Source organism: Janthinobacterium sp. GW823-FHT03B06 (assembly GCF_058796955.1).
In genome coordinates, this window is the sequence record NZ_JBXAJE010000001.1 from 135,020 (window position 1) to 160,882 (window position 25,863).

At 62.3% G+C, this 25,863-nt stretch carries 21 protein-coding genes; 16 read left to right on the forward strand and 5 right to left on the reverse strand.

The genetic code is table 11. The features are described from left to right. Positions 1–21 precede the first annotated feature (21 nt). A complete protein-coding gene (locus AC1RBA_RS00625) occupies positions 22–735 on the reverse strand; it encodes a S24 family peptidase (protein ID WP_070220944.1) in 714 nt (237 codons plus the stop codon). A 149-nt stretch (positions 736–884) separates the two neighbouring features. Between AC1RBA_RS00625 and AC1RBA_RS00630 the strand changes: the two genes are divergently transcribed. From AC1RBA_RS00630 to AC1RBA_RS00705, 16 genes are all read left to right on the forward strand, one after another. Further along, positions 885–1,298 carry a FeoC-like transcriptional regulator gene (locus AC1RBA_RS00630; protein WP_070289663.1) on the forward strand — a complete coding sequence of 138 codons (414 nt, stop codon included), beginning with the start codon at positions 885–887 and terminating at the stop codon, positions 1,296–1,298. A 25-nt stretch (positions 1,299–1,323) separates the two neighbouring features. After that, positions 1,324–1,866, forward strand: coding sequence for a DnaJ-like cysteine-rich domain-containing protein (locus AC1RBA_RS00635; RefSeq protein ID WP_034783962.1), 543 nt, complete (start codon positions 1,324–1,326; stop codon positions 1,864–1,866). A 337-nt stretch (positions 1,867–2,203) separates the two neighbouring features. Then, positions 2,204–3,409, forward strand: coding sequence for a phage tail tube protein (locus tag AC1RBA_RS00640; protein ID WP_492416011.1), 1,206 nt, complete (start codon positions 2,204–2,206; stop codon positions 3,407–3,409). Positions 3,410–3,482: 73 nt separating this feature from the next. Next, the gene (locus AC1RBA_RS00645; protein ID WP_070220938.1) at positions 3,483–3,926 is read left to right on the forward strand and encodes a hypothetical protein; all 444 of its coding nucleotides are present in this window, start codon (positions 3,483–3,485) and stop codon (positions 3,924–3,926) included. A 104-nt stretch (positions 3,927–4,030) separates the two neighbouring features. Further along, on the forward strand, positions 4,031–4,270 hold the full coding sequence (locus AC1RBA_RS00650) for a phage tail assembly chaperone (RefSeq protein ID WP_492416013.1): 240 nt from the start codon (positions 4,031–4,033) through the stop codon (positions 4,268–4,270). Positions 4,271–4,321: 51 nt separating this feature from the next. Beyond that, entirely contained in the window at positions 4,322–8,896 is a 4,575-nt protein-coding gene (locus AC1RBA_RS00655; RefSeq protein WP_492416014.1) for a phage tail length tape measure family protein, read from the forward strand. After that, positions 8,893–10,362 carry a hypothetical protein gene (locus AC1RBA_RS00660; protein ID WP_492416016.1) on the forward strand — a complete coding sequence of 490 codons (1,470 nt, stop codon included), beginning with the start codon at positions 8,893–8,895 and terminating at the stop codon, positions 10,360–10,362. The genes AC1RBA_RS00655 and AC1RBA_RS00660 overlap by 4 nt, the downstream gene beginning before the upstream one ends. Further along, positions 10,359–11,840, forward strand: a complete 1,482-nt coding sequence (locus AC1RBA_RS00665) for a hypothetical protein (RefSeq protein WP_492416017.1) — start codon at positions 10,359–10,361, stop codon at positions 11,838–11,840. The genes AC1RBA_RS00660 and AC1RBA_RS00665 overlap by 4 nt, the downstream gene beginning before the upstream one ends. Then, entirely contained in the window at positions 11,840–12,328 is a 489-nt protein-coding gene (locus tag AC1RBA_RS00670) for a DUF4376 domain-containing protein (RefSeq protein ID WP_070220928.1), read from the forward strand. The genes AC1RBA_RS00665 and AC1RBA_RS00670 overlap by 1 nt, the downstream gene beginning before the upstream one ends. After that, a complete protein-coding gene (locus AC1RBA_RS00675) occupies positions 12,325–13,155 on the forward strand; it encodes a hypothetical protein (RefSeq protein ID WP_070289671.1) in 831 nt (276 codons plus the stop codon). Before AC1RBA_RS00670 ends, AC1RBA_RS00675 begins: the two co-directional genes overlap by 4 nt. Then, a complete protein-coding gene (locus AC1RBA_RS00680) occupies positions 13,155–14,891 on the forward strand; it encodes a tail fiber domain-containing protein (RefSeq protein ID WP_070289672.1) in 1,737 nt (578 codons plus the stop codon). Before AC1RBA_RS00675 ends, AC1RBA_RS00680 begins: the two co-directional genes overlap by 1 nt. A gap of 71 nt (positions 14,892–14,962) precedes the next feature. Beyond that, positions 14,963–15,391: a hypothetical protein gene (locus AC1RBA_RS00685; protein WP_070313495.1), complete on the forward strand. Its 429-nt coding sequence runs from the start codon at positions 14,963–14,965 to the stop codon at positions 15,389–15,391. A gap of 14 nt (positions 15,392–15,405) precedes the next feature. After that, the gene (locus AC1RBA_RS00690) at positions 15,406–15,903 is read left to right on the forward strand and encodes a glycoside hydrolase family 19 protein (protein ID WP_070289677.1); all 498 of its coding nucleotides are present in this window, start codon (positions 15,406–15,408) and stop codon (positions 15,901–15,903) included. Beyond that, positions 15,900–16,226 (forward strand): hypothetical protein, encoded by a 327-nt coding sequence (locus AC1RBA_RS00695; RefSeq protein WP_492416018.1) that lies wholly within the window; start codon positions 15,900–15,902, stop codon positions 16,224–16,226. The genes AC1RBA_RS00690 and AC1RBA_RS00695 overlap by 4 nt, the downstream gene beginning before the upstream one ends. A gap of 113 nt (positions 16,227–16,339) precedes the next feature. Continuing rightward, positions 16,340–16,519 carry a hypothetical protein gene (locus AC1RBA_RS00700; protein WP_070220915.1) on the forward strand — a complete coding sequence of 60 codons (180 nt, stop codon included), beginning with the start codon at positions 16,340–16,342 and terminating at the stop codon, positions 16,517–16,519. 479 nt (positions 16,520–16,998) lie between these two features. Continuing rightward, complete coding sequence (locus AC1RBA_RS00705) at positions 16,999–18,498, forward strand: nucleobase:cation symporter-2 family protein (RefSeq protein ID WP_492416020.1); 1,500 nt, start codon at positions 16,999–17,001, stop codon at positions 18,496–18,498. A gap of 41 nt (positions 18,499–18,539) precedes the next feature. Here AC1RBA_RS00705 and AC1RBA_RS00710 read toward each other — a convergent pair whose 3' ends face one another. The 4 genes from AC1RBA_RS00710 to AC1RBA_RS00725 form a co-directional block, all read right to left on the reverse strand. Continuing rightward, complete coding sequence (locus AC1RBA_RS00710) at positions 18,540–23,582, reverse strand: diguanylate cyclase domain-containing protein (protein WP_492416021.1); 5,043 nt, start codon at positions 23,580–23,582, stop codon at positions 18,540–18,542. A 338-nt stretch (positions 23,583–23,920) separates the two neighbouring features. After that, positions 23,921–24,784, reverse strand: a complete 864-nt coding sequence (locus AC1RBA_RS00715) for an SGNH/GDSL hydrolase family protein (protein WP_205602260.1) — start codon at positions 24,782–24,784, stop codon at positions 23,921–23,923. A gap of 33 nt (positions 24,785–24,817) precedes the next feature. After that, the gene (locus AC1RBA_RS00720) at positions 24,818–25,147 is read right to left on the reverse strand and encodes a hypothetical protein (protein ID WP_492402735.1); all 330 of its coding nucleotides are present in this window, start codon (positions 25,145–25,147) and stop codon (positions 24,818–24,820) included. A gap of 467 nt (positions 25,148–25,614) precedes the next feature. Continuing rightward, positions 25,615–25,776 (reverse strand): phage tail protein, encoded by a 162-nt coding sequence (locus AC1RBA_RS00725; RefSeq protein ID WP_275528109.1) that lies wholly within the window; start codon positions 25,774–25,776, stop codon positions 25,615–25,617. Between the last annotated feature and the right edge of the window lie 87 nt (positions 25,777–25,863).

Below are 25,863 nucleotides of genomic sequence, written 5' to 3' on the forward strand. Positions count from 1 at the left end.
ATCAATCGATAAACTTCGTTCTCAGATCCGGTCGCTTTCCTTGCGCACGACCCTGCCGACGATCAGGCATTCATTGCCGCGGCACAGCTTGCGGTGGTATTTGCGCTGGTCGGGGTTGTCCGATGTCAGCCACCATTCGCCGATGTCGCGCGCCATGCGCTTGACCACCGGTTCGCCTTCGTAATTGATGGCAAACACGATGCCGTCGGCCGGCCGGTTGTCGGCCGTATTGATGATCACCACATCGTCCTCGTACAGGGCTGGCTCCATGCTCTCGCCCTTGACCTTGATCGCCACCAGTTTTTCAGGGTGGTAGCCATTGCGCTCGACCCAGCTGCGCGGCACGCTGATGGTGCTGCCGTCGTGCGTTTCCGGTTCGATGGCAAAGCCCGTGATGCCGGCCGACAGGCGCAGCTTCACCTTGCGGATCGGGTAGAAGCGTTCATCTTCGCCATCTTCCACGACCACGGGCTGCACGCCGGCCAGCGCGCGCGCGGCCATGGCCGCCTGGTCGGGCGCCGCGCCCTGGTCGAAGTACATGCTGTCCAGCTGCAGATCCGCTTCCAGCTTGCGCGCGATCTTTTCGCTGAACGCGCGTCCCTCGCGGTAGGTGGGCGAGAGGATTTGCGAGATGCGCGCCTCGCTCCAGCCGCTGACGTCGGAAATTTTCTTGCGCGTGTTGTCGTAGTGCTCGCGGATCAGGGCCAGCAGGCGGTCGCGTCTGTATTGATACATATTCATCTCCACATTAAACCTGAAATTTACCGTTTGATAAATTACCAAATGCTTGACTTTAACATTAGCGATTGATAAAGTCCACTCGTTGCCTGTCGCAAACGCACTACAGCGTTTGCCGGTTGGCGACACCACGGGAGGTCAGGCAGATGTTGAACAGCAGTCAGTCGGTTGAAAGCAGGGCGGCGCCGCGGCAGGGGCGCCAGTTACAGGGACGCAGCAAGAAGTCGCAGCTGCATATCGCCCGCATCGCGCAGTACATCCGCGAGCAGGGCCAGGCCAGCGCGGCGCAGTTGTCCGCCTTGCTGGGACTCGACGCGGGCACCATGAGCCGCTATTTGCGCCACATGTGCGGCATGGGGCAGATCCACCTGGCGCAGCGCCATTGCACGGAGCCGGGACGCCAGCGGCCCGCCCTGTACGCGCTGGGCGAGCAGGACGACGAGGTCGACGGCTGGGCCGAACTGCCGCCGCAGGTGCGCCGCACGGCCAGCTGGCCACGCGGTGCGGCGCGCCGCGATCCGCTGGTGGCGGCCCTGTTCGGGCCGGCGCGGGAAAACTAAGACAAGAATCAACGAGGAGAAAATCATGGGGTTTGCAGAAAAATTCATCGCATCGCTGTCGTCGCAGAACCTGCGCGACGATGCCGTCCACCACGACCTGGACGTGATCGCGGCCGCGGCGCTGGCCGGCGACATGGGCGCCTTGCTGTGCCGCGTCAAATACGCGGACGGCACCGTCAGCCGCTTGTTCGAGGGCAATGCCGGCAACCTGGCGCAGCTGCTGCGCGCCTGGACGGCGGCCGTGACGCAGAAGGGCCGCGCGCGGCGCTGGGTCAAGGCGCAGACGGCCTGGGATGCGCAGGCCGCCAATACCTTGTACCGCCGCGTGGCCGAAGCGTCGCTCGCGCATTGGCTCGACAGCAAATGCAAGGTTTGCCACGGCACGGGCGTCGTCGCCGCCATGCAGGCGGGCGCACCGGTCGTCTGCAAGGCGTGCCACGGTGCCGGCGAAGCGGCCATCAGCTGCTCCGGCGGCTTCGAGCTCGAACGCATCAAGGATATGGTCAGCGAGCTGGAAGGCATCTTCCAGTCGCACGGGGCCCGCGCCATGCGCCGCCTGGGTCACTGAAAAGTTTTTTGCAATATGCCTGACGCTGAAAAAAATGCCCCTACAATAGAGTCTCGATCACGCAGCAACAGCAACACCGCAACACCGGCAACACCGCAGGACCACATGCTTCTCCACTCGTAATAGACGCGCTTTCGGCGCGACACCGATAGGAGAAATCAGCGCAGCGAACCGCCTTCATGGCCCCTTCGCCCATCTTCCGTCCGGCATGGCCCCATGCCATCCGGACGCCAGCCCGCCGCCTCACCGCGTGCGGGCTTTTTCGTTTCATCTCCCATTTTTCAGTTTCTCCCACAAGACCGCCCCGGCGGTTTTCATCCCACGAAAGGTATTACTTATGGCATCGACAGCAAACGGCATCGACAGCTTGATCGTTATCAGCAAACAAAGCGCCGAAGGCAGCAAGGCCGCCGCCGGCGGCGGCCAGATTTATCCCCGCGTGACGGCCACCTTCGACACGGAAGCGGACAAATACGCGAGCGCCGAAATCGACGCCAGCCAGCAGCAGGGCGATACCCGCCTGGGCAATTTCCGCACCACGGGTGCCATCAAGGCCGAAGCGGCGTGCGGCACCTACGCGCCGCTGATGGCAGCGCTGCTGCGCCGCGACTTCACGGCCGGCGGCGTCGCTGTCGCGCAAACCACCATCGCTGCCGCCGCCTCCGGCCTGACGCGCAGCGCCGGTTCCTGGCTGGCCGAGGGTTTCCGCGCCGGCAGCGTGGTGCGCATCACCGGCATGACGGCGCCGGCCGCCGCCAACAACGCGAAGAACTTCTTCGTCACGTCGGTGACGGCGACAAACCTGAATGGCCAGTTCATGGACGGTTCGGCCATGATCGTCAAGGCGGCCGGCGACTCGGTCGGCCTGGCGGCCGTGGGCAAGCGCAGCTTCACCCCTTTGAGCGGCCACACCACCGACTGGTTCACGGCCGAAGTGCAGGACCCGAAGATCGGCGTGCACCGCAGCTTCGTCGATCAGCTGGTCAGCAAGATGGACATCGCCGTGCAGCCGAACGGCATCACCAGCCTGGACTTCACCCTGATGGGCAAGGCGGAAGGCCCGACCACGGCCGTGCCGTACTTCCCCACGCCGCTGGCCGCGCCGGGCACCGGCAAGTTCTCGGGCGCCACGGCGATGCTGTCCGTGAACGGCATCCCGTCGCAGATCTGCACCGGCATGTCCGTCTCGCTCGACGGCCAGGTCAAGGTCGACCCGGTGATCGGCTCGAAGTACGCCACGGCCGCCTCGCGCGGCAAGGTGATGGGCTCGGGCCAGTTCACGGTGCTGCTGCAGGACGCCACCTACCTCGACTACTTCAAGTCCGAGATGGAAATCCCGCTGGCCTACGCCATGGCGTCGGGCACGGCGCCAACCGCCGACGTGCTGGCGCTGGCCATGGGCCGCATCAAGATCACGTCGGCCAAGATCGACGATGGCGAGAAAAACAAAATCGTCACCTGCGCCTTCGACGTCCTGCGCTACAAGGGCGCCGATGCGCAGCATGAAGCGACCACCTTGAGCATCCAGGACAGCGCGCTGTAAGCGGCTGACGCTTGACCCGGGGCCGCCGTGAGGGCGGCCTTTTACTTTTTACTTCATACAGAAAGCAGCACACATGAACAACGCACAAAAAATCCAGGCAGGTTTCGACATCGGCAATATCCATGCGGCTGCCACGCCCGTCACGTTCGACGTGCCCGTCATCTTCGACGCGGACGGCGAAGCGGTGGCCGGCCTGACCATCGTCGGCAAGAACAGCGAGCAATACCGTCTGGCCAACAACGCCGTGCGCGCCGAAGGTTATAAAAAATCGGCGCGCCGCAAGACGGCCATCGATGCCTCCACCGACGAAGGCGCGGAACTGCTGGTGCAAGCGATCGACGGCAACCAGAAACGCCTGGCGCTGGCCGTGGTCACGGGCTGGTACGGCTTCACCAGCAACGGCGCACCGGTACCCCTCGATCCGGCGCTGCTGGAAGCGGCCTTTGAAAAATACCCGACCTGGCAGGAAAAAGTGACCACGGCGCTGGAAAACGAGTCGAATTTTTTGAAACTCTGACGGCCAGCCTGCTGCGCTACGCCGGGCACCAGTTCGAGCGCGGCGCGCGGGCGGCCGATGGCCATGCCAAGGGGGAGCATATCGATGCGGCCCGGCGCCATCCATTGTTCCGCGCGCCGCCCGAGGAAGCTGCGCCGCCCATGCCGTTCGAGCTGGCCCACGTGTGGGAATGGTTCGCGCAATTGAACCGCAAGCGGCAGAACGGCATGGCCGTCAACCCCATCGCCAGCACGGAAATCCTCGCCTGGCAGGCGCGCCACGGCATCGCCATCGAGCCGTTCGAGCACCAGCTGCTGGACCAGCTCGACGCGCTGTTCCTGTCGCACCAGCATGCGGTGGGCTGACCCGCATTTTTCAACCCGGCCGCCATGCGCGGCTTTTTTTATGGGCCAAACATGCCAGAGATAACTGAGTTAAAGATTGCCGTGAATACGGCGGAGATAAAGACGGGGACGCAGGCGGTGAATGACCTGGCTGCCGCCAGTAAACAGACAGGCGAACAGGCCGAGCAAGCCAGCACCAAGTTTCGCAACTTCGAACCACGGGTGCGCGCGCAGGCTGAAGCGGCCCGCATGGCGACCGAGATGAACGTTGCCATGGGCAAAGGTGGCAGCGATGCTGCGGACGGCTTGCTCAAGGCAATGGAGGCGGTCGATGGCTTTGCCAAGGCCTCGGCCAAGATCGGTGCAGGGGGATTGAACGCCGACATCGGGCAAATAAAGGATGGCCTGGGCGAGATGGCCAATGCCACCGGCTTGACGGAGCTGGCCATGAAGCGCCTGGGCGCGGGGCCGCTGCTGGTGCTGCAGATGGCCGCCGACGTGGCGGCGTTCGTGGCGGAGGCCTTCGTGCAGGGCCAGCTGGAATCGGACAAGTTTTCCCGTGCCCTGGAACTGACCGGCAATGCCGCCGGCATCACGGAAGGTCAGTTCAACACCATGGTGGCGTCGGTCTCCGATGCCAGCCAGGGCGGCCTGGGTGATACGCGCGTGGTCTTGCAGACTCTGGTGGAAACGGGGCAGTTTACCAGTGAAGCGCTTAATTCCGTAGGTGCCGCGGCCGTCACGATGGCGCAAATGAATGGCCAATCGGCCGGCGCCGTGGCTGCAGACTTCGCGGCGATGGCCGATGGCGTGACCAACTGGGTCGATACGCACGATAAGAACTACAACATCCTGACGGGCGCGCAGTATGCGCATATCGCCGCGCTGGAAAAGGAAGGCAAGACGCAGGAAGCCATGGTCGTGGCGAGCGACTTGATCAACGCGGGTCTGCAAAAACGGGCTGAAAAGCTCAGCATGATCGGCACCTTGCTGCAAGGCAGCAAGAATCTCTGGTCCAGCTTCATGGATGGCATGCGTTCCATCGGACGCGAGGAGACGCCGGAAGACGAAATTGAAAAAATCAAAAAACGCACGGCCGACGTGCGCCGTACCGGCCAGCTGGTTCCCGGCACGCACCCGGCGGCACGTCTGACTGGCGAGCAGATGCAACAGTTCGAGCAGGAGCAGGCCAAGGCGTTGGCAGTGGCAATGAGCAAGCAGACGCAGCTGGAAGCAAAGGCGAAGGCTGATCAGGCGGAATCGAAACGCAATGCCGACTCGAAGCAGGCTGTGAAGGACCTGGACGAAATGCAGAAGCGCTATGTCACCAAGGCGGAACGTGAGAGCGCGGAAATAAAGAAGCTCGAGGAAACCTTTGCCAATGCCAGGGCCGGCGGTGTCGCCGTCTCTCCCGAAAAGGAGAAAGAGTTGCGGCAGAAAGTGCACGCCTCGTTTGCGGGATCTGCCAAGGTTGCCGCGCCCCCTGCGGCTGGCTCGGATCCCCGCGACGCCGTGCTGGCAGGTGAGCTGCAGGCGATACAAAGCGCATTGCGCATCAAGACCGAAGGTTATGACCAGCAGGCCAAGCTCGATGAAGCGCGCCGCAAGGGCGGCGCCTTGAGCGAGGATGAGTTTTTTGCGACCCGCCGCATGGCCATCAGCGCGCGTGGTGCGGCTGAGGTGGCGGCCTACCAGCAGCAAGCCGACGTATTAAAAGGTTTTCAGGCGAAGACGGCGCAGGGCCGCCAGGAAAACGCCAACAAGATCGCCGAAGCAGGCGCGGCGCAGGTGCGCGTGCAGCAGCAAGTCAACGCCGATCTGGCGCAACTGGAGGAAACGGCGCGCCAGGAAAAAGAAGCGGCGGCGAAGAAACGCGATGAGGAGGCCAAGGCAAAAGAGACCAAGAACCGTGCCGATGCCAAGGCGGCGGATGAAAAAACGTGGAAAGACATGGTCGATGGCGCCAAGGCCATGGGCGACGCGCTGGAAAAAGCCTTCGGCAAGGCTGGGGCGGCGGTAGGCAAGCTGGGCACGGCCTTTGCCGATTATCAGAAGGCCCAGCGTGATGTTCAGCGCACCTTGGGAGAAGGGCTCAAGGACGCCGGCAACGATGAACCCAAAAAAGACGCTGCGTATGCGAAGGCCCGCGAAGATGGCGCGCAGGCGCAAATCAAGGGCTATCGTGACATGGCGGGTGCGGCCAAGGGATTTTTCAAGGAAAACAGCGCGGGCTACAAGCTGATGGAAGGGGCCGAAAAAGCGTTTCGGGCGGTGGAAATGGCCGGCCAATTGCAAAAACTGGCCACCAGCCTGTTTGTCTCGGGTTCGTCCGCCGCTGGCGTGGTTGTCGGGCAGGCGACAGAGACCGGCGCGGTAATGGCTGGTCAGGCCGCGCAGAATGCGGCCAAGGTACCCGGCGTGTTCATGTCCTTCATGAGCTCCATGGGGCCGTGGGGCTATGCTGCAGCGGCAGCGGCGATTGCCGCCGTGCTGGGCGGCGCCTTCAGCGGCGGCGGTGGCGGCGTCGACACGACGGCCAAGGATCGCCAGGCCGCCAACGGCACTGGCACCGTGCTCGGCGATTCATCCGCGAAATCGGCATCGATCGCCAAGAGCCTGGAAATCATGGAGAAAAACTCCGGCCTAGGCCTGGCGTATTCCTCGTCCATGGTGGTCTCGCTCAAGCAGATCGTGTCGGGGATCGGTGGTCTTGGCAGCTTGCTGGTACGCTCGGACATCCTGACGTCCGCATTGGGAACCAAAGGCAGCTCCAGCGGCGGCTTCATCGGTAATGTCGTCAGCAGCATCTTTGGCGGCAAGACCACGGTGCAGGATGTGGGCATCGTGACCAACTCGTCAAGCCTTGGCGCGCTGGAAAAATCCGGCTTCAATGTGAATTCCTATGTCGACATCAAGAAGTCCGGCGGCTGGTTTTCCAGCGACAAGAAGTCCACGAACCTCACGGCCATGGGCGCAGAAACGAACGATCAGTTTACCAAAATCGTGCTGGGCCTGCGCACGAGCATCGTTTCGGCTGCCGACTTGCTGGGTATTGGCGGCGATGCCTTCACGGCGCGCTTGAATTCCTTCGTCGTCAGCCTGGGCAAGATCAGCCTGAAGGATTTGAAGGGCGAAGAAGTACAGAAGGCGCTGGAAGCGGCTTTTTCGAAGCTGGGCGACGACATGGCCAAGTTCGGCGTGGGCGGCCTGGAGAAATACCAGGCCGTGGGCGAGGGCTACCTGGAAACATTGGCGCGTGTGGCCAACAACTACATGCAGGTGACGGACGTGCTGGCCGTGTTGGGCAAGTCGTTCAACAGCTCCGGTCTTGCCGCCGTGGCCCTGAGCGAAAGCCTGATTAACGCGGCTGGCGATCTCGATACCCTGACCAGCGGCACCAGCTTCTTCGTGCAGAACTTCCTGAGCGAAGCCGAGCAGATGGATCCCATCACCAAATCGGTGCGCAGCGCGATGGCGGCGATGGGACAGTCCGGCGTGACGACGAGCGAGCAATTCAAGGCGCTGGTGCTGGCACAGGACTTGAACACGGTCGCCGGCCAGAACATGTATGTGCAGCTGCTTGCCATCGCCGAGCCGTTCAAAAAGGCGGCCGACTATGCGGCCGACCTCAGCGCCGCCACCGGCGAGCTCGCCGAAGTGAGCAAGACAGCCAGCGATATCGCCAGCGAGCGCAAGGATATGCAGCAGCAGTTGAACGAAATGACGAAGACGGAAGCGCAGTTGCTGGCTGCTCAACGCAGCAGCGTTGCCGAAGTCAATCGGGGGCTGTTCGACCAGATACAGGCCGTCAAGGCGGTGACCAGCGCGAAGGATGCGCTGGCCAAAGCCTACGAGACGGAATCGGCGGCGGCCAAGTCGGCGCTGGAGAAGTCGAAATCGTGGGTGACGACTTTGAACGGGCTCAATTCCAGCTTGGCGCTGGGCGCCCAGTCGACGCTGACGCCGGAGCAGAAGTACGCCGAGGCGCGGGCGCAGTTCGAGAAGACACTGGCGGCCGCGAATGCGGGCGACGCGACGGCGCAATCGGGCTTGTCTGCCGCCGAACAGGCGTTTTTGACGGCATCGCAAGTGGTCAATGCGTCCGACGCCCGCTATGCGGCCGATTATGCCCGCGTGGTGGAAGCGAACAAGGAAGCGTTGAAATGGGCAGCGGCGCAGGTCAACGTGCAGCAGGCCAGCCTCGATGCACTCAATGCCCAGGTATCGGGCTTGATCACGATTAACGACAGCGTGCTGAAGGTGGCGCAGGCCATTGCCGGCCTGCGGGCGGCGATGGGCGGTGCGGCGGATCTGGGTGTGCAACTCGGTAATCCTCCCGTCATCGCCGCGCTGGCAGCGATGACTTCCCCTGTTGCAGCGGCAGTCTTCGACCCCGCGCGCTACTCGTCGGCGGCGAACGTCGGCTCCGACGTCCTGGTCGCCGAAATCCGCGGCCTGCGCGAAGACAACCAGGCCATGCGCGTGGAACTGGAAGGCTTGCGCGCCGACCAGCGGGCGCAAACGGGCGCCACCATCCAGGCCACCTTTGAATCGAACGCCAATGCCGCCAGGACGGTGGTCGATGGCGTGGACAAATCGTCCCGGGCATCCGCCTGGGCCAATGCGGTGAAAGGAGAATATGCATGACCGATGCGCAATTTCAGAAATGGCTGCAAAGCCCGTCGGCCATCCGCATGGTGCTGATCGAGGCGCAAGTGAATATGGCCGGCAGCGAAGTGACGCGGTATATCGCTTCGCGGCCCTACGTGACCGGCCCGCAGGAGGTGCCGGAAAATACTGCGTACCTGCCGCTGGCCAAGGGCGGCCTGGCCTTCACGGAACAGGTCAGCCTGTCCGGCGAGGCGGGGCTGTCGGGCGGCGATATCGAACTCGATAACGCCGACGGGGCTCTCGATGGCTGGCTGGATGACGTCTGGATGAACCGGCCGATCAAGGCCTGGGCCGGCGATCCTTCCTGGCCGCGGGCCGACTTCCAGCTGGTCTTCGACGGCATCATCGCCGACGTCGCCAGTGCGGGGCGCGAGTCGGTCAACCTGGTGCTGCGCGACAAGCTGCAGCGCCTGAATACGCCGATCTCCGAAGCCAAGTTGGGCGGCACGACGCCCAACAAGGACGCCATCCTGCCGATACCGTTTGGCGAGTGCCACAACGTGGCGCCCTTGCTGACCAATCCCGCCACCCTGGAATATGGTTTTCTCGGCGCGGTCGAATCGACGTTCGAGGTGCGCACGAACGGCAAGCCGATTGCCGTGGGCTTGAATGACCAGACGGGGCGCTTCAATCTGACGACTGACCCGTTTTCCACCACGATCACGGCCAGCGTGCAGGGCGACAAGGGCGGCGGTTATGCGCCGCGCATCGCCCCGCTGGTGCAGCGCATCGCCACGGCCTACGGCAAGGCGGCCGACCGTTTTACCGTGGCGGACCTGGATATGGACAACCTGGCTGCCTTCGATGCGGCCCACCCGCAGCCAGTGGGGCTGTATGTTGCGGACCGCACGAACCAGGCGCAGGCCATCCAGCAGCTGGCGGCGAGCGTGGGCGCGCAAGCGCTGATGTCGCGCACCGGCCAGCTGCGCCTGGTGCAGATCGCATTGCCGGCCGCCGGCGTGCCGGTGGCGATCGGTCTGGAGCAGATGCGCGAACGCTCGCTGCGTCCCGCTCAGCGTTTGCCCGTGACGGCGGCCGTGAAGATCGGCTTTGACCGCAACTACACGCTGCAGGCCGGCCTGATGACCAGCATTCCGCCCGCGCATGCGGATTTGTATGCCACGGAATGGCTGACCGAAACGGTGGTCGATGAAGCCGTGCGCACACGTTACCGCCTTTCCGACGACCCGGCGCAGATCGATACCTGCCTCAAGACGCGGGCCGACGCCCGCGCGGAAGCGCAGCGGCGCCTGGCCTTGAACAAGGTGCCGCGGACCATTTACGAATTCGATGGAGAACCCGAAATGATGATGCTGGAACTGGGGCAGCCCGTACAACTGCGCGCCGAGCGCTTTGGCTTGCAGGATGGCGTGCCGGGCGTGGTGGTGCTGCTGTCGCGCTTCTGGCTGACGGGCCGGGTGACGGTGGGGGTGCTCGTATGAGCGCGATTGTGGGGGAGCGCGACAGGTTGATCATGAGTACCGTGCCGCGCTTCGCACCGGCCAACGACCGCGTGCTGCTGCTGGCGGCGACTGCACAGGCGTTCAAGGTGGCCGCCACGACTATTGCCGCTCCTGCCAGCATCGATTTCACGGCTGGCCTGGTGAATATGCAGGGCCAGGTGGCGTTCACCGCCAGCAATGCCAGCGTGCTGACGCGCGTCGGCAACGTGGCCAGCCTGGCGTATGCCGGCATGGTGGGCGACAGCGTGACGATCACGGCGACCATTGTGGCTGACGGTTTGACCTACACGGCCAGCCAGACGGTGAGCAAGATTTTCGATGGCGTGACGGGCAATTCTGCTCGCGTTGCCTACAGCAAGACTACGCTGCTGTCGCTGGCCAGCGCCCCGGTGACGCTCAGCACGCAGGGCGATGCATCTTTCCCGCCAATTGACACCTGGGGCGCCGGCACGGTGTGGGAGGGTTCGCCGCCGCTGTTTGGCGCAGGTGAATCGTTGTACCGGTCCGATGGTATTTTCAATCCGGCCAGCGGCACGACCAAGTGGGCGGCGCCGTATCTGAATGCGCTGAAGGTGGGGCAGTTGAGTGCGATTTCCGCCGATCTCGGCAAAGTTACTGCCGGCGATATTTACAGCGCGACGCTGCACGGCGGTAGTGGTTATCCCAACAATGCCTATGCATGGCCAAGCAATGGCGGTAGCGGTTTTCATCTGAGCGAGAGTGGATTGCTGTTTGGCAATCCGGGCCTGGGAAAGTATGTGCAGATCGATGCGGCAGGCAATATCTATGCGCCTGGCTTTTCCATCATTAATGGCCGCGCCGTTTTCAGCGGCAATCTGGACAGTGTCGATGGGAGCTTCACCGGTGAGTTAAAAGCGGCGAAGGGCAGCTTTGCCGGTGTGTTGGATGCAGCCAAAGGAAAATTTTCCGGTGAGCTGGACGCTGTGAAAGGTACATTCTCTGGCGATCTTTCGTCTGCACGTGTGTCTGTTGGCACTGCCTCCGCTGCAACGGCATTTTTCGAACCCGGTTATCCATCGATTTCCCTGCAATCGTCCGCATCCGGAGTATTTGTTGAAGCTTCGTCGCTCAATTCTGCTGCCGTATTTACGAATCTGGAAGTGCTGTTCAAGCACAACGCTCCAGGGTGGCCTGCCGCGCTCCGTATCCGCTCTGGCAGAGTCTTTTTTTCAATCGTTTGCACGGCGGTGGTCGACGATCAACTGAGCATCTGGTATCGCATCAATAGCGGGAACTGGCTCTGGTTGAGCGGAGTCCAGGAGCGGCAGGATGGCGATGCTCCTGCCGCAACGGTCTACGGACTTACCTTGGATATCAACGTGGGTGACACCGTGCAGTTCGGTGTTTCCGGCACCAATGCATACCTTACCGCTGCGAATATGGGCAAGCTTTATGTTAAACAATGTCAGGCGATTGTGATCGCAAGGAATTTTTAATGGGAACAATAATTATTAACAGTGACGGCACTCAAACAAACGAGCGCACAGGAAAAACGATACCGCCCCAGCCCAGCGAATATCACGAATATGATGTGGCGGCAGACATGTGGATAGATGCAAGAACGCTGGATGGCGTCAAAGCGCGCACTTGGGATCGCATCAAGGCGGCACGCTGTATGGCTGAAGCTGCGGATTTCGCGTGCGATGGCGTCGTGTACCAGGCAGACAAGGATCGCATAGTTGGTGCGACGCAGCTGGCCCTGATGGCGCAGGCTGCCGGCCGGCCATACAGCATTGACTGGACCTTATCAAATAACACCCACCTGACGCTCGATGCTGCCGGCATGATCGCCGTTGGCGCAGCTCTGGGGGCGCAAGTTGCCGAGGCATTCGCCATTGGCCTTCACTTGCGCCAGCAGATCGCGGCAGCGAATTCCTTTGAAGAACTTGAGGCCATTGTTTGGCCAGCGCGGAGTGACGTATGAACAACTTGCGCATCATCCATGACAACGCCGGCGACCGGGCGGTGCTGACCGCGTCCAGCCAGGCTGGCGCGCTGGGGCCGGCCAACCTGCAGCACGAGGGCAAGTATGACGTGCTGCGTTCGCTCGGTCAGGCCTTGACCATTACGGCCACCTGGCCCACGCCCGAGATCATCGGCGGCGTGGTTCTGCCATTTTGCAACCTGACGCCGACGGCGACGATTCGCGTGCGCGGCTACGTCGAGCCAGGGGATGCCGTACCCGATTTCGATATCGGCACCGTGCCGGCATGCGAGTACGCGCGACTGGGCATGTGGAACTGGGGGGCGCTGCCCCTCGGTGTGAATGCATTCAGCTACGGAGGTGGCACGTATGGCCGCAGCTGGTTCCAGATGCGCAGCGTCAAAAAACTGGTGATCGACCTGGTCGACCCCGACAACCCCGCCGGCTACATTGAGGCTGCGCGCCTGGTGGCCGGCGCCTGGTGGAGCCCCGAGCAGAACGCATCTTACGGCGCCGGCGTCACGCCAGGCGATACCAGCAGTCAGTACCGCAATGGCGCCGGCGAGCAGAAAGTCGAGCGCGGTGCGTTGTACCGAAAACTGTCGATTTCTCTCGACCACATGACGCCACTGGATCGAGCCGAGCTGTGGCGCATCGTGCGCGGGAATGGTCTGTCGCATCCGCTATTTGTCAGCCTGTTTCCGGACAGCGACGACGTCGAGCTCGAGCAGACTCACCAGGTGTATGGGCGCCTGGCCAACTTGGCCGCCATCACCACGCCATCTTTCCAGGCATATACCACTACCATTGAAGTCGAGGAGCTGTAATGACTGATGCTTTTAAATACGGCCAGCAGGATCTGATCTATCAGCTGAACCAGTTGGCCAAGGCGAAGGATATTGTTGATATCCCGCAGAATTCCGCGGCGGCGGCCGCGAGCGCTGCTGCTTCGGCGGCTGCAGCCGCTGCGGCGGCAGAGTCGGATGGTACTGCTGCCATCGCTGCCTCAAAGGCGGAGGCAGCGCTCAAATCGCTTGAAGTGCGCTATCTTGGCGCCAAGGCGCTTCCGCCGGACGTTGACAATAATGGCGGTGCGCTGCTGGCCGGCGCGACCTACTGGGACACGGTGCTGAACGGCGGCTGCCTGCGCGTATTCCAGGCTGGCGCCTGGGTGACGATTCCGACGAACGTGGCGTCGCAAGTTGCAAGCACGCCGGCGGGTGGCATCGTTGCGACAAACGTGCAGGCGGCTCTGGCCGAATTGGATACCAAAAAAGCGGCACGCGCGACGACGCTGGCTGGCTATGGCATTACTGACGCCCTGCCGGGCTCATATGTGCCGACCTGGGGCAGCATTACTGGTAAACCACAGTTTGCGGCGGTGGCCACGTCAGGCAGCAAAAACGATGTGGGCCTGAGTAAAGTGGACAATACAGCCGACGCGAATAAACCGATCAGCCTTTTGCAGCAGGAAGCGCTGGACCTCAAGGCAAATGCAGCGTCCCTGGATAAAGTGAGCAATACATCTGATGCTAACAAACCCGTGAGTATTCTCCAGCAGGAGGCAATGAATTTACTGGCTCCGAAGTCCAACCCTTCATTCACAGGACCAGTGCGGTCGACTGTCGGGTACCTGATCGGTGCCAGCGGGTATGGCCTGTACTCGCCTGTAGCAGGCACACTGTCAATGATTACAAATTCGGTTGAGCGATTCCGTGTAGCGGATACCGGGGTGATGACGTTCAGCAATTTAGTTTCAGTAGCGATGAATTCTCCTACGTTGACGGTAACATCCGGGGGGTCAACTGAAATTATCTCCCAGGGACAAAACGGATACGGCGTTTTCTCTGCGAAGGCCTCGGGCCTGAATCCCTCAATATGGGATTCGTATAACGCCAATGGCCTGTGTGGGCGGATGTTATGCAATAACAGTGCCGTGGATTCTACGTTCGCATTTCAGTTGCGAAAAGGTGGCGTGTTAAGCGATATCGTCGCCATTAATCCGCAACAGTTGTACCCAACGTCAGATAGCGTGTTGTCCCTTGGCGCGCCCGCATCCAGATACACCACCGTATATGCCGTTACAGGCGCCATCAATACCTCGGACGCCAGGATGAAGACACCTATCCGCCCAATGACAGACGCTGAGATCAGTGCGGCGGAGACCATCGCTGAAAGTGTCGGCACTTACAAGTGGTTGGAGTCGATCCAGGCCAAAGGGGCGGATGCTCGCCGGCACGTCGGCGGCACGGTCCAGGGCATCATTGCCATCATGGAGCAGCATGGACTCGATCCGTTCGAATACGGATTCATCTGTTTCGACCAGTGGCAGGAGGAGCTGGGTTATCTGCCGGCCGTGCCCCCTCAGCCTGCTTTTACCGATGCCGATGGGAATGTCGTTGTTCCTGCAGCTGAGGCCGTGGAGGCAACGCAAGTGGTCATCAGGGAGGCAGGTAGTCTGTATTCCCTGCGCAACGATCAGCTCAATCTGTTTATCGCCCGTGGCCTCGTGGCTCGTATCTCCAGAACAGAGGCGCGCCTTGCTGCGCTCGAGGCGTCCTAGTCCATATCATTCATCGTCACCACAAACCCGCTTCGGCGGGTTTTTTCATTTCCACCACCTGAAAGGCAACCATGGCCCTCGAAACCACCGCCGCCGGCGGCGCATTGATCAAACTGTTTGGCGTGCCCGTGCTGGCCGGCGCCGCCGCCACGTCGCTGGGCTTCATGTTCATGTGGCCCCAAACCACCAAGGAGGCATTTATTCGTTTTTGTTCCAGCATCATCATTTCCACCTTTCTCGGCCCCGTGCTGGTGGCCGCCGTGCTGTCGTGGTGGCCCAGCCTGTTCGACAGTGCGAAAACCGTGGCGGGCCTGTATGGCGGCGACCCGGCCACGGGATTTTTATTTATCGCCGCGCCGCTGATGGTGGCGGCCGGCTTGCCTGCCTGGTGGGTACTGGGCGCCTGCGTGCGCTGGTTCGACAAGCGGCGCGGCAAGGATATCGGCGAACTGGCGGCCGATGCGGCCGCTGCCGTCAAGGATGTGCGGGGCATGCTGTGACAGGCGCGCAATTGATGCAGATCATGCCGTTGGCCGGCCGCCGCGCTACGCTGTTCCTGGCTCCGCTGAATGCGGCGATGAGCGAGTTCAGCATCGATACGCCGCTGCGCCAGGCGGCGTTTCTGGCGCAGGTGGGGCACGAATCGGGACAGTTGCGTTATGTGCGCGAGCTGGCCAGCGGCACTGCCTATGAAGGACGCGTGGACCTGGGTAATGTGGTCGCTGGCGATGGCGTGCGCTTCAAGGGGCGCGGCTTGCTGCAGGTGACGGGGCGCGCCAACTACGCGGCGTGCGGCGTGGCGCTGGATATCGACTTGCTGGCGGCGCCGCAGTTGCTGGAGCAGACGACTTTCGCGTGCCGCTCGGCGGGCTGGTTCTGGCAATCGCGCGGCTTGAACCGCCTGGCCGACGCGGGTGACCAGGAACGGGTGACGCGCCGCATCAACGGCGGCGTGAACGGCCTGGCCGAACGCCTGGCCTTGTACCAGGCTGCGCGCAAGGTGCTGGCATGAAGCCGTCCTGGAGCATTGTGGCCATGCTGCTGTTGCTGGGGGCAGCCGTGTTTTGCGCCCAGCGCTGGGGCCGCGAAACGGGCCGTGCCGCGTGCGCGGCGCAAGTACTCGAAGTGCAAGCCGTATTGCGGCGCCAGAGCCAGGCGCTCGACACGATGCGGGAAGAGGGCGCACGCCGGTCGGCGCGGGTACGCCAGGCGCTGGCCACGGCGCACACCGGGCAGGCAGAGGCGCAAGCGGCGGCAGCGCGCATCCTCGCGCTGCCGCCCGAAGGCGACGCCTGCCGTGCCGCCGAGGCCTTGATCGCCAGAGAAATGCCATGAGGTCGCCAGGCGAACGTGCCGGAAGGCATGCCGGCAGCCTCGCCAACCGTTTAGCCCGTTTATTGCTGGTAAGCTTGTTGACCGGCTGTGCGGCATGGGGGCCAGCATCGCAGGTGCAAGCTTGGCCGGTGAGCGCGCCATGCATCGCCACGCGCCCCGCCTCGCCCGCCTTGCCTGCGGTGCCAGCCCACGGCATCTTCGAGCAAGTGCAAGCCTTGCTGGCGCGCGAGCAATTGCGTGCTGCCCATGTGCGTCAGCTGGAAGCGCTGCTTGATGCCTGTGCGGGCGGCTAACAACGCCTGACTGCGCCTGACTGCGCCTGATAGCGCCCACCAAAACCGTGACGGGCGCAAGGAAGGCCCGGCGTCCCGCTGGCCCGAGAAACGCCACTGCACGAAGCAGCGTGCCGCCGAGGCAGTGAGCATCGCCGGCCGCAAATGACGATGCGCATTGGTTTTTGACAGGCGTTCCAGGCAGCAGTCCCCATTCACCCGTGGCCTGCCAGCGCCGCCGCCTTCTGGTGCAGATGCGGGGCCGCATGCGAGAAAACGGTGCATTCACCGCCTGATTAGCTGATTTCTGGTGACTTTCGGCACAATCTCTGTATACAATCACCTGGCACGAAGCGTGCATGGCTACCTCGGTCATTCCATCCAAGGAGCTTCGCATGCATCATCGGCCGCTGGTGTGTTTCTGTCGTCCCGTTTCTGTCTTGCTTTTCCTTTTCACCTGCACCCATCCGTGCCGCGGTAACCCAGGAAATGGAGCGTAAATGGCCTCTCCCCGTCTGAAATCCATCCACCGCGGCGTGTCCGGTACCACGCCTGCCGCTCCGTCCCCCGTCGATGAAGTGCTGCCGGCCGGGAAACTGTTCACCCTGGGCTTGCAGCACGTACTCGTCATGTATGCGGGCGCCATCGCCGTGCCGCTGATCGTCGGCCGCGCGCTCAAGCTGCCGCCCGAGCAGGTGGCGGCGCTGATCAGTGCCGACCTGTTCTGCTGCGGCCTCGTGACCCTGATTCAGTCCTTGGGAATCGGCAAGCATTTCGGCATCCGTCTGCCCGTCATGATGGGCGTGACCTTTGCCGCCGTCAGTCCCATGCTGGCCATGGCGAACAATCCGGCCCTGGGCATCACCGGCATCTTTGGCGCCGTGATCGGCGCCGGCGTCGTTTCCATGCTGATCGCGCCCTTCATCAGCCGCCTGCTGGCCCTGTTTCCGCCCGTGGTCACGGGCAGCATCATCGCCGTGATCGGCGTGTCGCTGATGCGCGTGGGCGTGAACTGGGCCATGGGCGGGCCGCCCGCCATGGCGCAGATCGCCGATCCCGCTTTTCTCAAGATGGCCGCTGCCGCCACGGCGGCCGGCTTGCCCGCGCCGCCTGGCCCCGTGCCCCTGATCGCCAACCCCGGCTACGGCGCGCTGGACAACATGGGCATCGCCTTCTTCGTGCTGGCCGTCATCTTGCTGGTGGCCAAGTATGGCCGTGGTTTCCTGTCGAATATCGCCGTGTTGATCGGCATCATCGCCGGCACGGCCCTGTCGTTTGCGCTGGGCAAGGCCGACTTCGCCAAGGTGGCCAGCGCCAAGGCTTTCGCCATCGTTACGCCGTTCCAGTTCGGCATGCCGACTTTCGACCTGGTTGCCATCGTGACCATGAGCCTGGTGATGATCGTCGTCATGATCGAGTCGCTCGGTATGTTCCTGGCCTTGGGCGAGATGACGGGCAAGCGTATCGAACAGGCCGACATCAGCCGCGGCTTGCGCGTCGATGGTCTGGGGACCTTGATCGGCGGTATCTTCAATACCTTCCCGTACACGTCGTTTTCGCAAAACGTGGGACTGGTGGGCGTGACGGGCGTGCGCAGCCGCTGGGTCTGCGTGGCGGCCGGCATCCTCCTGCTCATCATGGGTGTGATCCCGAAGATCGCGCAGACGGCCGAAGCCGTGCCGGCGTTCGTGCTGGGCGGGGCGGGGCTGGTGATGTTCGGCATGGTCGCCGCGACGGGCATCCGCATTCTGGCCGGCGTCGACTACAAGAGCAACCGCAACAACCTGTTCATCGTGGCCCTGGCTATCGGCTTCGGCATGCTGCCGCTGGTGGCCGAGCAATATGCGCAGCACATGCCGAAAGTCATGTCGCCGTTGCTGCACAGCGGCATCCTGCTGGCCGCCATCGTTGCCGTGCTGCTCAATCTGTTCTTCAACGGGCTGGCGTCAAGCGAAAAAGCGCGGGAGCAGGCGCGCGAGAACAGCCATGGCAGCGATTGAGGCACCGCCGGCGCCGTGAATGCGGTGCGCGGCGCTGCCGGTCAGCCAGGCGGCAGCACCCTGAGCACCACGCAATTGCGCCCCTCATCCTTGGCGTGGTACAGCGCGGCATCGGCCAGGCGCAGCAGGGCGTCCGGATCGGCGGCTCCCGGTGCCGGCTGGACCGCGATACCGACGCTGATCGTCACCTGCCGCGCCTCCGCGTTCGCGTGGGAGATACCCAGATCTTCGATCGCCCGCCGCAGTGCTTCGCCGATCTGGCGCGCCTCGTCCGCGCCGGTGTTGGGCAGCACGATCGAAAACTCTTCGCCGCCATAGCGCGCCGTCAGGTCGCCCGCGCGCCGCATGCCGGCCGCCAGCGCATGCGCGACCCGGACCAGGCATGCGTCGCCGGCCTGGTGGCCGTGACTGTCGTTGAAGCGCTTGAAGTAGTCGACATCGAGCATGATGACGGCAAGCGGCCGGCCGACGCGCGTGGCACGCGCACATTCGGCACGCAATACGTCGTCGAAATGACGCCGGTTCGCCAGGCCGGTCAGACCGTCGGTGATGGACAAGGTCGCCAGTTTGCGGTTGGCGTCTTCCAGCTGTTCCGTGCGTTCGGCAACGCGCCGTTCAAGGCTGTCATGCAGCCTGGCGCTGGAGATCGAGATCATCGCCTGGGCGCCGAGCATGCGCAGGAACGCCACGCGTTCCTCCGTGAACGAGGCTTCTGCAAGCCGGTTCTCGAAATACAGGATGCCGCCGATCTGGCCGCCGTGCCGTATCGGCAGGCACATGACGGCGCGCGGCAGGTGCAACTGCACGTACGGATCGGCGGCAAAGCGCGAGGCGCCCGTGATGCAGTCTTCGATCACCTCGGCGCCGGTGCGAATGACGTAGCGCAGCAGCGACAGCGGGAACTGCGGGTCGCTGGCGGCGTTCAGGTCGAACTGGCGCGATTGCAGGACAGTGACGACATCGCCATCGATATTGGCCTCCAGCTGATAGTTGCCTTCGGACAGCAGCAGCAGGCGCGCCACCTGCGCGCCGGCGTTTTCGCACACGATGGTAATGAGGCGCGTCAGCACGCTGCGCAGGCCCACTTCGTTCGACAGGATCTGCGACGCTTTCAGCAGCGACGCCAGGTCGAGCGCTGAACTGCCGTGCGTGTGGGAGACGGAATGACGTTGTGCGCCGCGGCCATCCATCCTTGACAGCAGTGCGCCATGGCGCGCCTGCAGCTGCACCACCTTGCCCTGCGCGCCCCACTGGCCGTAGTGCGCAATGGCGTCCTGGATGAAGATGCCGGCCACGCGCGCCTGTCCCTGATCGAACCAGCATTCGCCGCACAGTTCATTGCCCAGCGCTTGTATGTTGACGTAGCCCGCCAGGCCGGCCGCGTCGATCGCCTGCTGGTAGCAGCGCGTGGCCAGCTGCAGGTCTTTCCGGTAGCGTGCCATCTCGGCCATCACCAGCAGATGCTTGGCGTCGCTATTGTCCGAGCCTTGCCTGGACCACTCGGCGAGGCTCGTTTGCAGCGTGCCGACCACGGCCAGCATATCGCCCGCATCGGCACGCGCAGGATCGCGCCGCAAGGCGCGGATCAGGATCAGCGCGGCGTAGAAGCTGCACTCGGCAACCTTGGCCTGGCCGCGCATGATCTGGGTGACGATGCCAAGCTGGCCGGCCAGCGGCTCGGCGTCGGCGCTGTCGAACAGGTAGGCGTTGCGTATTTTCCCCTGCAGGAAGTAGGCGCGGTACAGCTGCGAGCCGCCATACTGATCGAGGAAGCGCGCCTCGCTGAAGGCCCCATCGTCGTAGCTGTCGTGACGGGGCAGGAGACCCATCAGGCATTTGATCGGCTGGACCGCGGCGGCGACGCAGCAATCGGCCATCGCCTGCTGGCCGTTGGCGCGCATCAGCGCCAGGTCGTGCTCGATGTCGTGCATCAGGTGCGGCAGGTAGTCGCCGAGGATGATACGGTCGGTGGCGCGCACGGCCGCCACCACGCCGACCTGCACGAAGTCGGCGATTTCCAGCGCCCAGCCAAACGCTTCTTCGTACAGGGCGTCGGAGCTGCGCAGCGGCTGCGTCCAGTGGTTGCTGAGCGCGCCGAACATCAGGCCCGTGAGCGTGCGCGTCTGCAGGTTGGCACGGCGCCTGGCCAGCGCCATCGCCATCGCGCCGAAGGCGTAGCCGCGCGCGATGTCGCCGCTGTACAGCGCAAGCATCATCGCGTAGCCGACATAGGCGACAGCGCTGAAATCGCTGTTCCCCCGCTGCATCGACAGCCGCGTCATCGACACCACCATCAGCGCGCTCAGATCCTGCTGGCCGGCGTAGTAGCTGGCCATCCACAGGCCCTGCATCATCTGCATCGCGGCCACGGCGTCCGGCTCGCACATGTCATCGGCCGCCAGCAGGGTGTCGGGCGCGTGCGCGCCAGGCTGCTGTCCGATGTCGGCGAGAATGTCGCTGAAGCGCGCCTTCATCTGCGCCACATCGTGCGGGATGTCGATGTGCAGCAGCGCCAGACCGTCGCGCTGCACGGCAATGGCGTCGAGCAGGCGGCCCTGCAATTGATACTGGTGCGCCTGGATGGCAATGCAGCGCACCTGCTGCAAGGAGCTCAGGGAGCGGGCGCGCACCAGTGGATAGATCGCCTCGGCCGTATCGAACTGGCCGCACAGGTAAGCCGCTTCGGCCGCGCCCAGCTGCAGGTCGAGCCAAAGGCTGGCGTGGACGCTCCATGCGTGCTCCGGCAGCAGCTCGAGACCTATGCGCATGTGTTCCAGGGTGGACTGGAACGCGGCGGAACGCCGTGCCTTGACGCCGGCCTGGAGATTGAGCGTCGCCAGCTGCACGCGCTCGTCCGCATCCTTGATCAGCGCGCGACCGGCGTTGAGCTGCTCGACGATTTCAAACAGTGTTGCGTCCTGGTGCTGCGGCGCCGTATGCCGCAGGAGCAAGCGGCCGATGAGCAGATGGTTGGCCACGCGCTTAGCGTCGTCGGCGACCAGGTAGGCGGACTGCTGCACCCGGTCGTGCAGGAAGCGGTAAGCGACGCCGCTGTTGGCCGCATCGCTGTCGCCACTGACGTACTTATAGCGTTCGTCGAGTGGCTGGATCAAGCCTGCCCTGAGCGCCGGCCACAGGTCTTGCTGCGTTTTGCGGTGAGCGCGGTCCATTGCCAGCGCGAGCGTATCGAGCGTGAAGCGGTTGCCGCAGGAGGCGGCCAGTTGCAGCAGATGCTGCGTCACCGTGGGCAGGCGGCGGATTTTTTCCAGCAGCACCTCGACCACATTGTCGGTATATTTGGCCTGTTCTATCGCGGGCAGGTCCCAGTCCCAGCAATCGTCGGCGGCCCGATAGCGCAGATGGCCCGTCTCATTGAGCGAAGCGAGGAACTGGTTGAGGAAAAAGGGATTGCCGGCCGTCTTGCGGTAGCAAATACTGGTCAACGGCGCACAATCGTGGGTTGCCACGCGCACGGTGGCCGAGACCATTTGCGCCACCTGCGGCTCGGTCAATGCGCTCAGTAACAGCGTCGACAGGCGTACCTCGCGGGCGAGCAGCTTGTCGCGCAGCGCGATCAGCGGATGATCGGCGCTCACCTCGTTGTCGCGATACGCGCCGATGAACAGCATGCAGCTCTTGTCGCAGGAGACCATCAGCAGTTCGATCATTCGCAACGTGGCCGCATCGGCCCATTGCAGGTCGTCGAGGAACAGCACCAGCGGATGCCCGGCGCAGGCGAACACTTCAACGAAGCGGGGGAAGAGGCGGTCCAGGCGCAGCTGGGCCTGTGCCGGGTCCGACGCGGGCACTGCGTCCGTGGGGCCGACGATCAGCGCCAGTTGGGGAATCAGTTCGATCAGCATGCCGATGCCGCTGCACAGCACCTCGTGCAGTTTGGCGGACCACTGCCGCAGCGTTTCCTCGGGTTGGCCGAGCAGCTGGCGCACCAGCTCCTGGAAGGCCTGGATCAGCGGGGCATACGGCACGTCGCGCTGGAGCTGGTCAAATTTACCGGACAGGAAGCAGCCGCGCCGCGCGATGATGGGCTTTTGCACTTCGTTGACGACCGCCGACTTGCCGATGCCCGAATGGCCGGCCACCAGCAGCATCTCGCACCTGCCCGCGGCGCTGCGTTCAAATGCCGCCAGCAGCACAGCGATGGCATCCTCGCGCCCGTGCAGCGTTTGCGGCACGAGGAAATGGCCGTTGTGGTCGGACAGCTTGAGCGTCTGCGCCGGCTTTTGCGCGCGGCATGCTTCGAGATCGCTGCGCAAGCCCTGCAAGCTCTGGTAGCGCTGATCGGCATTTTTTTCCAGCAGCCGCTGGATGATCGGCAGCAGCTGGCCAGGCAAGCTTGCCAGCGCCGGGTGCGACCAGTCGGGACTGCGCGCAATGTGGCAATGCACGAGTTCCATCTCGTCGCCCGTCTCGAACGGCGCCTGGCCGGCCAGCAGCTCGTAGAAGGTGGCGCCCAGCGCATAGAAATCGGCGCGCCAATCGACGCGCCGGTTCATGCGTCCGGTCTGTTCCGGCGCCATGTAGCGCAGCGTGCCTTCCAGCGTCTGGAGATTGGCGATGCCATGGCTTTCGTACGGCAGTTCGCAGGCGATGCCGAAGTCGATCAGCTGCAGCAGGCGCCGGCCGCCATTCCACACCAGATTGGCGGGATTGATGTCTTTGTGGATCACGCCCTGACGATGAACCTCGTCCAGCGCCGCGCACAGTTGCAGCGCGATGTCGAAAAAATCGTCCAGCGCCAAGGCGGGTTGCGACGGCATCCTGCGCGCCGCCACCTGCGCACGCAACACCTGGTCGAGCGCCTGGCCGCCGCAATCTTCCACGATCATCGTCCAGCACCCGCCGTGCAGCTGCAGCGCCAGCGGATGCGCCACGCCAGGATGGCGGCAACGGCGCGCGATCGCATACTCGCGCTTGAATTGCGCCAGTTGCTGAAAGGAGGGGAACTGCTGATTGGGTTGCTTGACGATCAGCGCGGTGCCATCGGCAGCCCTGGCACGGTAAACCCGTGAGCGGACACCGCTGTGCAGCTGTTTGATGATCTCGTGGTCGAAAAGAGAGCGCATGGGCTAGCAGTACACAGACGGTTGCGGGAGCCTGGAGGCGCACATTTCGGAATATTACTTGATTGTAAGTATTATATCAGTAGGGGGCTTTGGAGGAGGGAGAGGGGGGGCGGGGTGTTGTAAAAACGTCAGTGGGAGCAGGTTAGCCCGGGTGTGGGAATTGATCGTGATGACAGTCGCGGCAAGGTGAAGAAGTAGAGGTGATGGAGGTGTCGGAATTTACAGACAAGGAAGAGTTACGCGTAGATGCCGCACCTCGGCCAGCACATGCTATTGGGCAAGATACAAGAGGATTTTCTGGAATTGAGGAAGCCTCCATACCTTTCTTGAACTAGTTATCACTTAGGTGCAAGTCCATCGCCTTGCAATATGGGTAGCCACACATTGTGCGCAATTTTTTCGAAACCCGTCGACGTTGGATGAAGCTCGTTAGCCCAGTCGTCGTCACCTAAGGTGCCGCGACTATCGACAAGACGAACGCGGCCGGGATAACGAGCGACCAACCCCTTCAACCGCAAAGTGAACTCGTCGATCAAAAAACGGATGCAGGAATCCTGCAGGTGGGTAGGCACGTTTGCGACTACTAGCGATGCTCGCAGCCATTTGCTTTCGGCACCAAAGATGCCGATACCTGTTGGCCGAGCATAGTCGTAGTTATGTAAATAGATCTTCGTTGGTCCGGTTGCATTTTGCGTCGTATTCCAAGTTGCACCAATTATCTTGTCGATAAGAGCGATGAAGCTTCCCGTAACTTTATTTAAAAATCGGTTCAGGCTTTGCTCGTCATCACCGGATCGGTAGCAAGCTTCAGCCGAAGTGCAGGCGGAGCAGTCTTTTAGCAGTAGCGGGCGCATATCGGATAGGCCGGCGAAGTCGTTCCCTCCACCGCTTATGAAAACAGCCGACAAAGAATCCCCATGTAGTTGTAATGCGGTCTGGATTCTTCTTTTATAGGTTCCGTAAACATAATCGTAGGCTTCGGCACCGTTATTTCCGTGAGCTAGAATGTAATGTTCCTTTTTTTCAACCAAATTTCCTAATTTGCTTAATAATGAGCCACCAGGAAGAGGATACCAGAACCAGCTGTCGCCGATTGCCAATATTGACGGCTGATGAAAATCGTTCTGCATCATGGTCTCGTCCCAATAAACATTTTTGTTGTGCATGATAATTTCTCCAGTATGAACCATCTTTGAATTCATGCTTAGGATTCTTGCTGGAAAGCGGACAGATCCCTAAGCATTACGAATATTTTTTTCCTCTGGCGATGAGGTCGAGCAGGTGAGAGTGTGCGAAACGCGCTTATGAAATTGTGTGATAATTTGTATTTTTGTATTTTTGTATTTTTGTATTTCATCGGTATAAGAAATGGTGCCTGATTCTATTGGTTGCTTCGGTGCGTCTTCCTTAATTGGCTGAGTAAATTTCTCAATCTGACAATTTGATGCTAAATTAAATTTCATTCCGTCATCAGTTTTTTGAAACTGTGACTGTATATAATTTTCTTTTTGATAGATTGTTAAGATTGGCTCTCTATTAGTCAGCAGAGAGCTAATTAGGTTCATTTTTTTGGATTCGAATGGCACCGCCGGCCTTGACGCCGCCGTGAGGCTGCTTGAACAAGCTGATGGTGCTCGCCAGCTCGTCCTCGCTGGCTTTTATCGCCGCCGCACGGCCATGGTCAGCCGCTTTTCTAGAGAGCGTTTGACGTCACTCTGTGGGCGGTGATGGCGGCGATCACGCCGGGGCAGGGGGCAGGGCGTCGTCCTCATGGTCGTACTCCATCACGTCGCCGTCGGGGTAATGCTTCGTGTGGATAGTGTCGTCGGACTCGCGTGCCTCAGACGCTTGCGGATACATCGCCGCGTAATCACGCCGCGCGTTAGGTGGTCTCTCGGGAAAAGACGATCAACTGTTCGCCCATGGTCCGCACCGACTAGGCGGGCGTGCTGTCAGCGTGCCGCGCGGCCCATTTCAGCAGGGGGGACGTCGTACTGCTGTCAGAACTTGTCCCGGTAGGGCGGCATGTGCTTTATCTCGGCCGGATGCTGGATGTCCAGGCAACCGGCCTCGCCGGTTTGACCGCGATGCGCTCGGTCAGGTTCAGCTTGATCGAGATATCGACTGTTTCACGGTTGTTGAATTCGAACTTGAAGGCGATGCCGTGCTTGCGCGTTTTCTCATTGGTCATCAGGTCGAGCTGGTGAACTTACAGCCAGGCGAGCAGGGCCACCATGATGGCGCCGGCGCCGGCGTCGCTCGCGTAATCACGGCGTAAATC

Excerpts from the sequence above, each read along its gene's own strand:
- AC1RBA_RS00625 (WP_070220944.1), bottom strand. The coding sequence starts at position 735 with ATGTATCAATACAGACGCGACCGCCTGCTGGCCCTGATCCGCGAGCAC.
- AC1RBA_RS00630 (WP_070289663.1), top strand. The coding sequence starts at position 885 with ATGTTGAACAGCAGTCAGTCGGTTGAAAGCAGGGCGGCGCCGCGGCAG.
- AC1RBA_RS00635 (WP_034783962.1), top strand. The coding sequence starts at position 1,324 with ATGGGGTTTGCAGAAAAATTCATCGCATCGCTGTCGTCGCAGAACCTG.
- AC1RBA_RS00640 (WP_492416011.1), top strand. The coding sequence starts at position 2,204 with ATGGCATCGACAGCAAACGGCATCGACAGCTTGATCGTTATCAGCAAA.
- AC1RBA_RS00645 (WP_070220938.1), top strand. The coding sequence starts at position 3,483 with ATGAACAACGCACAAAAAATCCAGGCAGGTTTCGACATCGGCAATATC.
- AC1RBA_RS00655 (WP_492416014.1), top strand. The coding sequence starts at position 4,322 with ATGCCAGAGATAACTGAGTTAAAGATTGCCGTGAATACGGCGGAGATA.
- AC1RBA_RS00660 (WP_492416016.1), top strand. The coding sequence starts at position 8,893 with ATGACCGATGCGCAATTTCAGAAATGGCTGCAAAGCCCGTCGGCCATC.
- AC1RBA_RS00665 (WP_492416017.1), top strand. The coding sequence starts at position 10,359 with ATGAGCGCGATTGTGGGGGAGCGCGACAGGTTGATCATGAGTACCGTG.
- AC1RBA_RS00670 (WP_070220928.1), top strand. The coding sequence starts at position 11,840 with ATGGGAACAATAATTATTAACAGTGACGGCACTCAAACAAACGAGCGC.
- AC1RBA_RS00675 (WP_070289671.1), top strand. The coding sequence starts at position 12,325 with ATGAACAACTTGCGCATCATCCATGACAACGCCGGCGACCGGGCGGTG.
- AC1RBA_RS00680 (WP_070289672.1), top strand. The coding sequence starts at position 13,155 with ATGACTGATGCTTTTAAATACGGCCAGCAGGATCTGATCTATCAGCTG.
- AC1RBA_RS00685 (WP_070313495.1), top strand. The coding sequence starts at position 14,963 with ATGGCCCTCGAAACCACCGCCGCCGGCGGCGCATTGATCAAACTGTTT.
- AC1RBA_RS00690 (WP_070289677.1), top strand. The coding sequence starts at position 15,406 with ATGCAGATCATGCCGTTGGCCGGCCGCCGCGCTACGCTGTTCCTGGCT.
- AC1RBA_RS00695 (WP_492416018.1), top strand. The coding sequence starts at position 15,900 with ATGAAGCCGTCCTGGAGCATTGTGGCCATGCTGCTGTTGCTGGGGGCA.
- AC1RBA_RS00705 (WP_492416020.1), top strand. The coding sequence starts at position 16,999 with ATGGCCTCTCCCCGTCTGAAATCCATCCACCGCGGCGTGTCCGGTACC.
- AC1RBA_RS00710 (WP_492416021.1), bottom strand. The coding sequence starts at position 23,582 with ATGCGCTCTCTTTTCGACCACGAGATCATCAAACAGCTGCACAGCGGT.
- AC1RBA_RS00715 (WP_205602260.1), bottom strand. The coding sequence starts at position 24,784 with ATGAATTCAAAGATGGTTCATACTGGAGAAATTATCATGCACAACAAA.
- AC1RBA_RS00720 (WP_492402735.1), bottom strand. The coding sequence starts at position 25,147 with ATGAACCTAATTAGCTCTCTGCTGACTAATAGAGAGCCAATCTTAACA.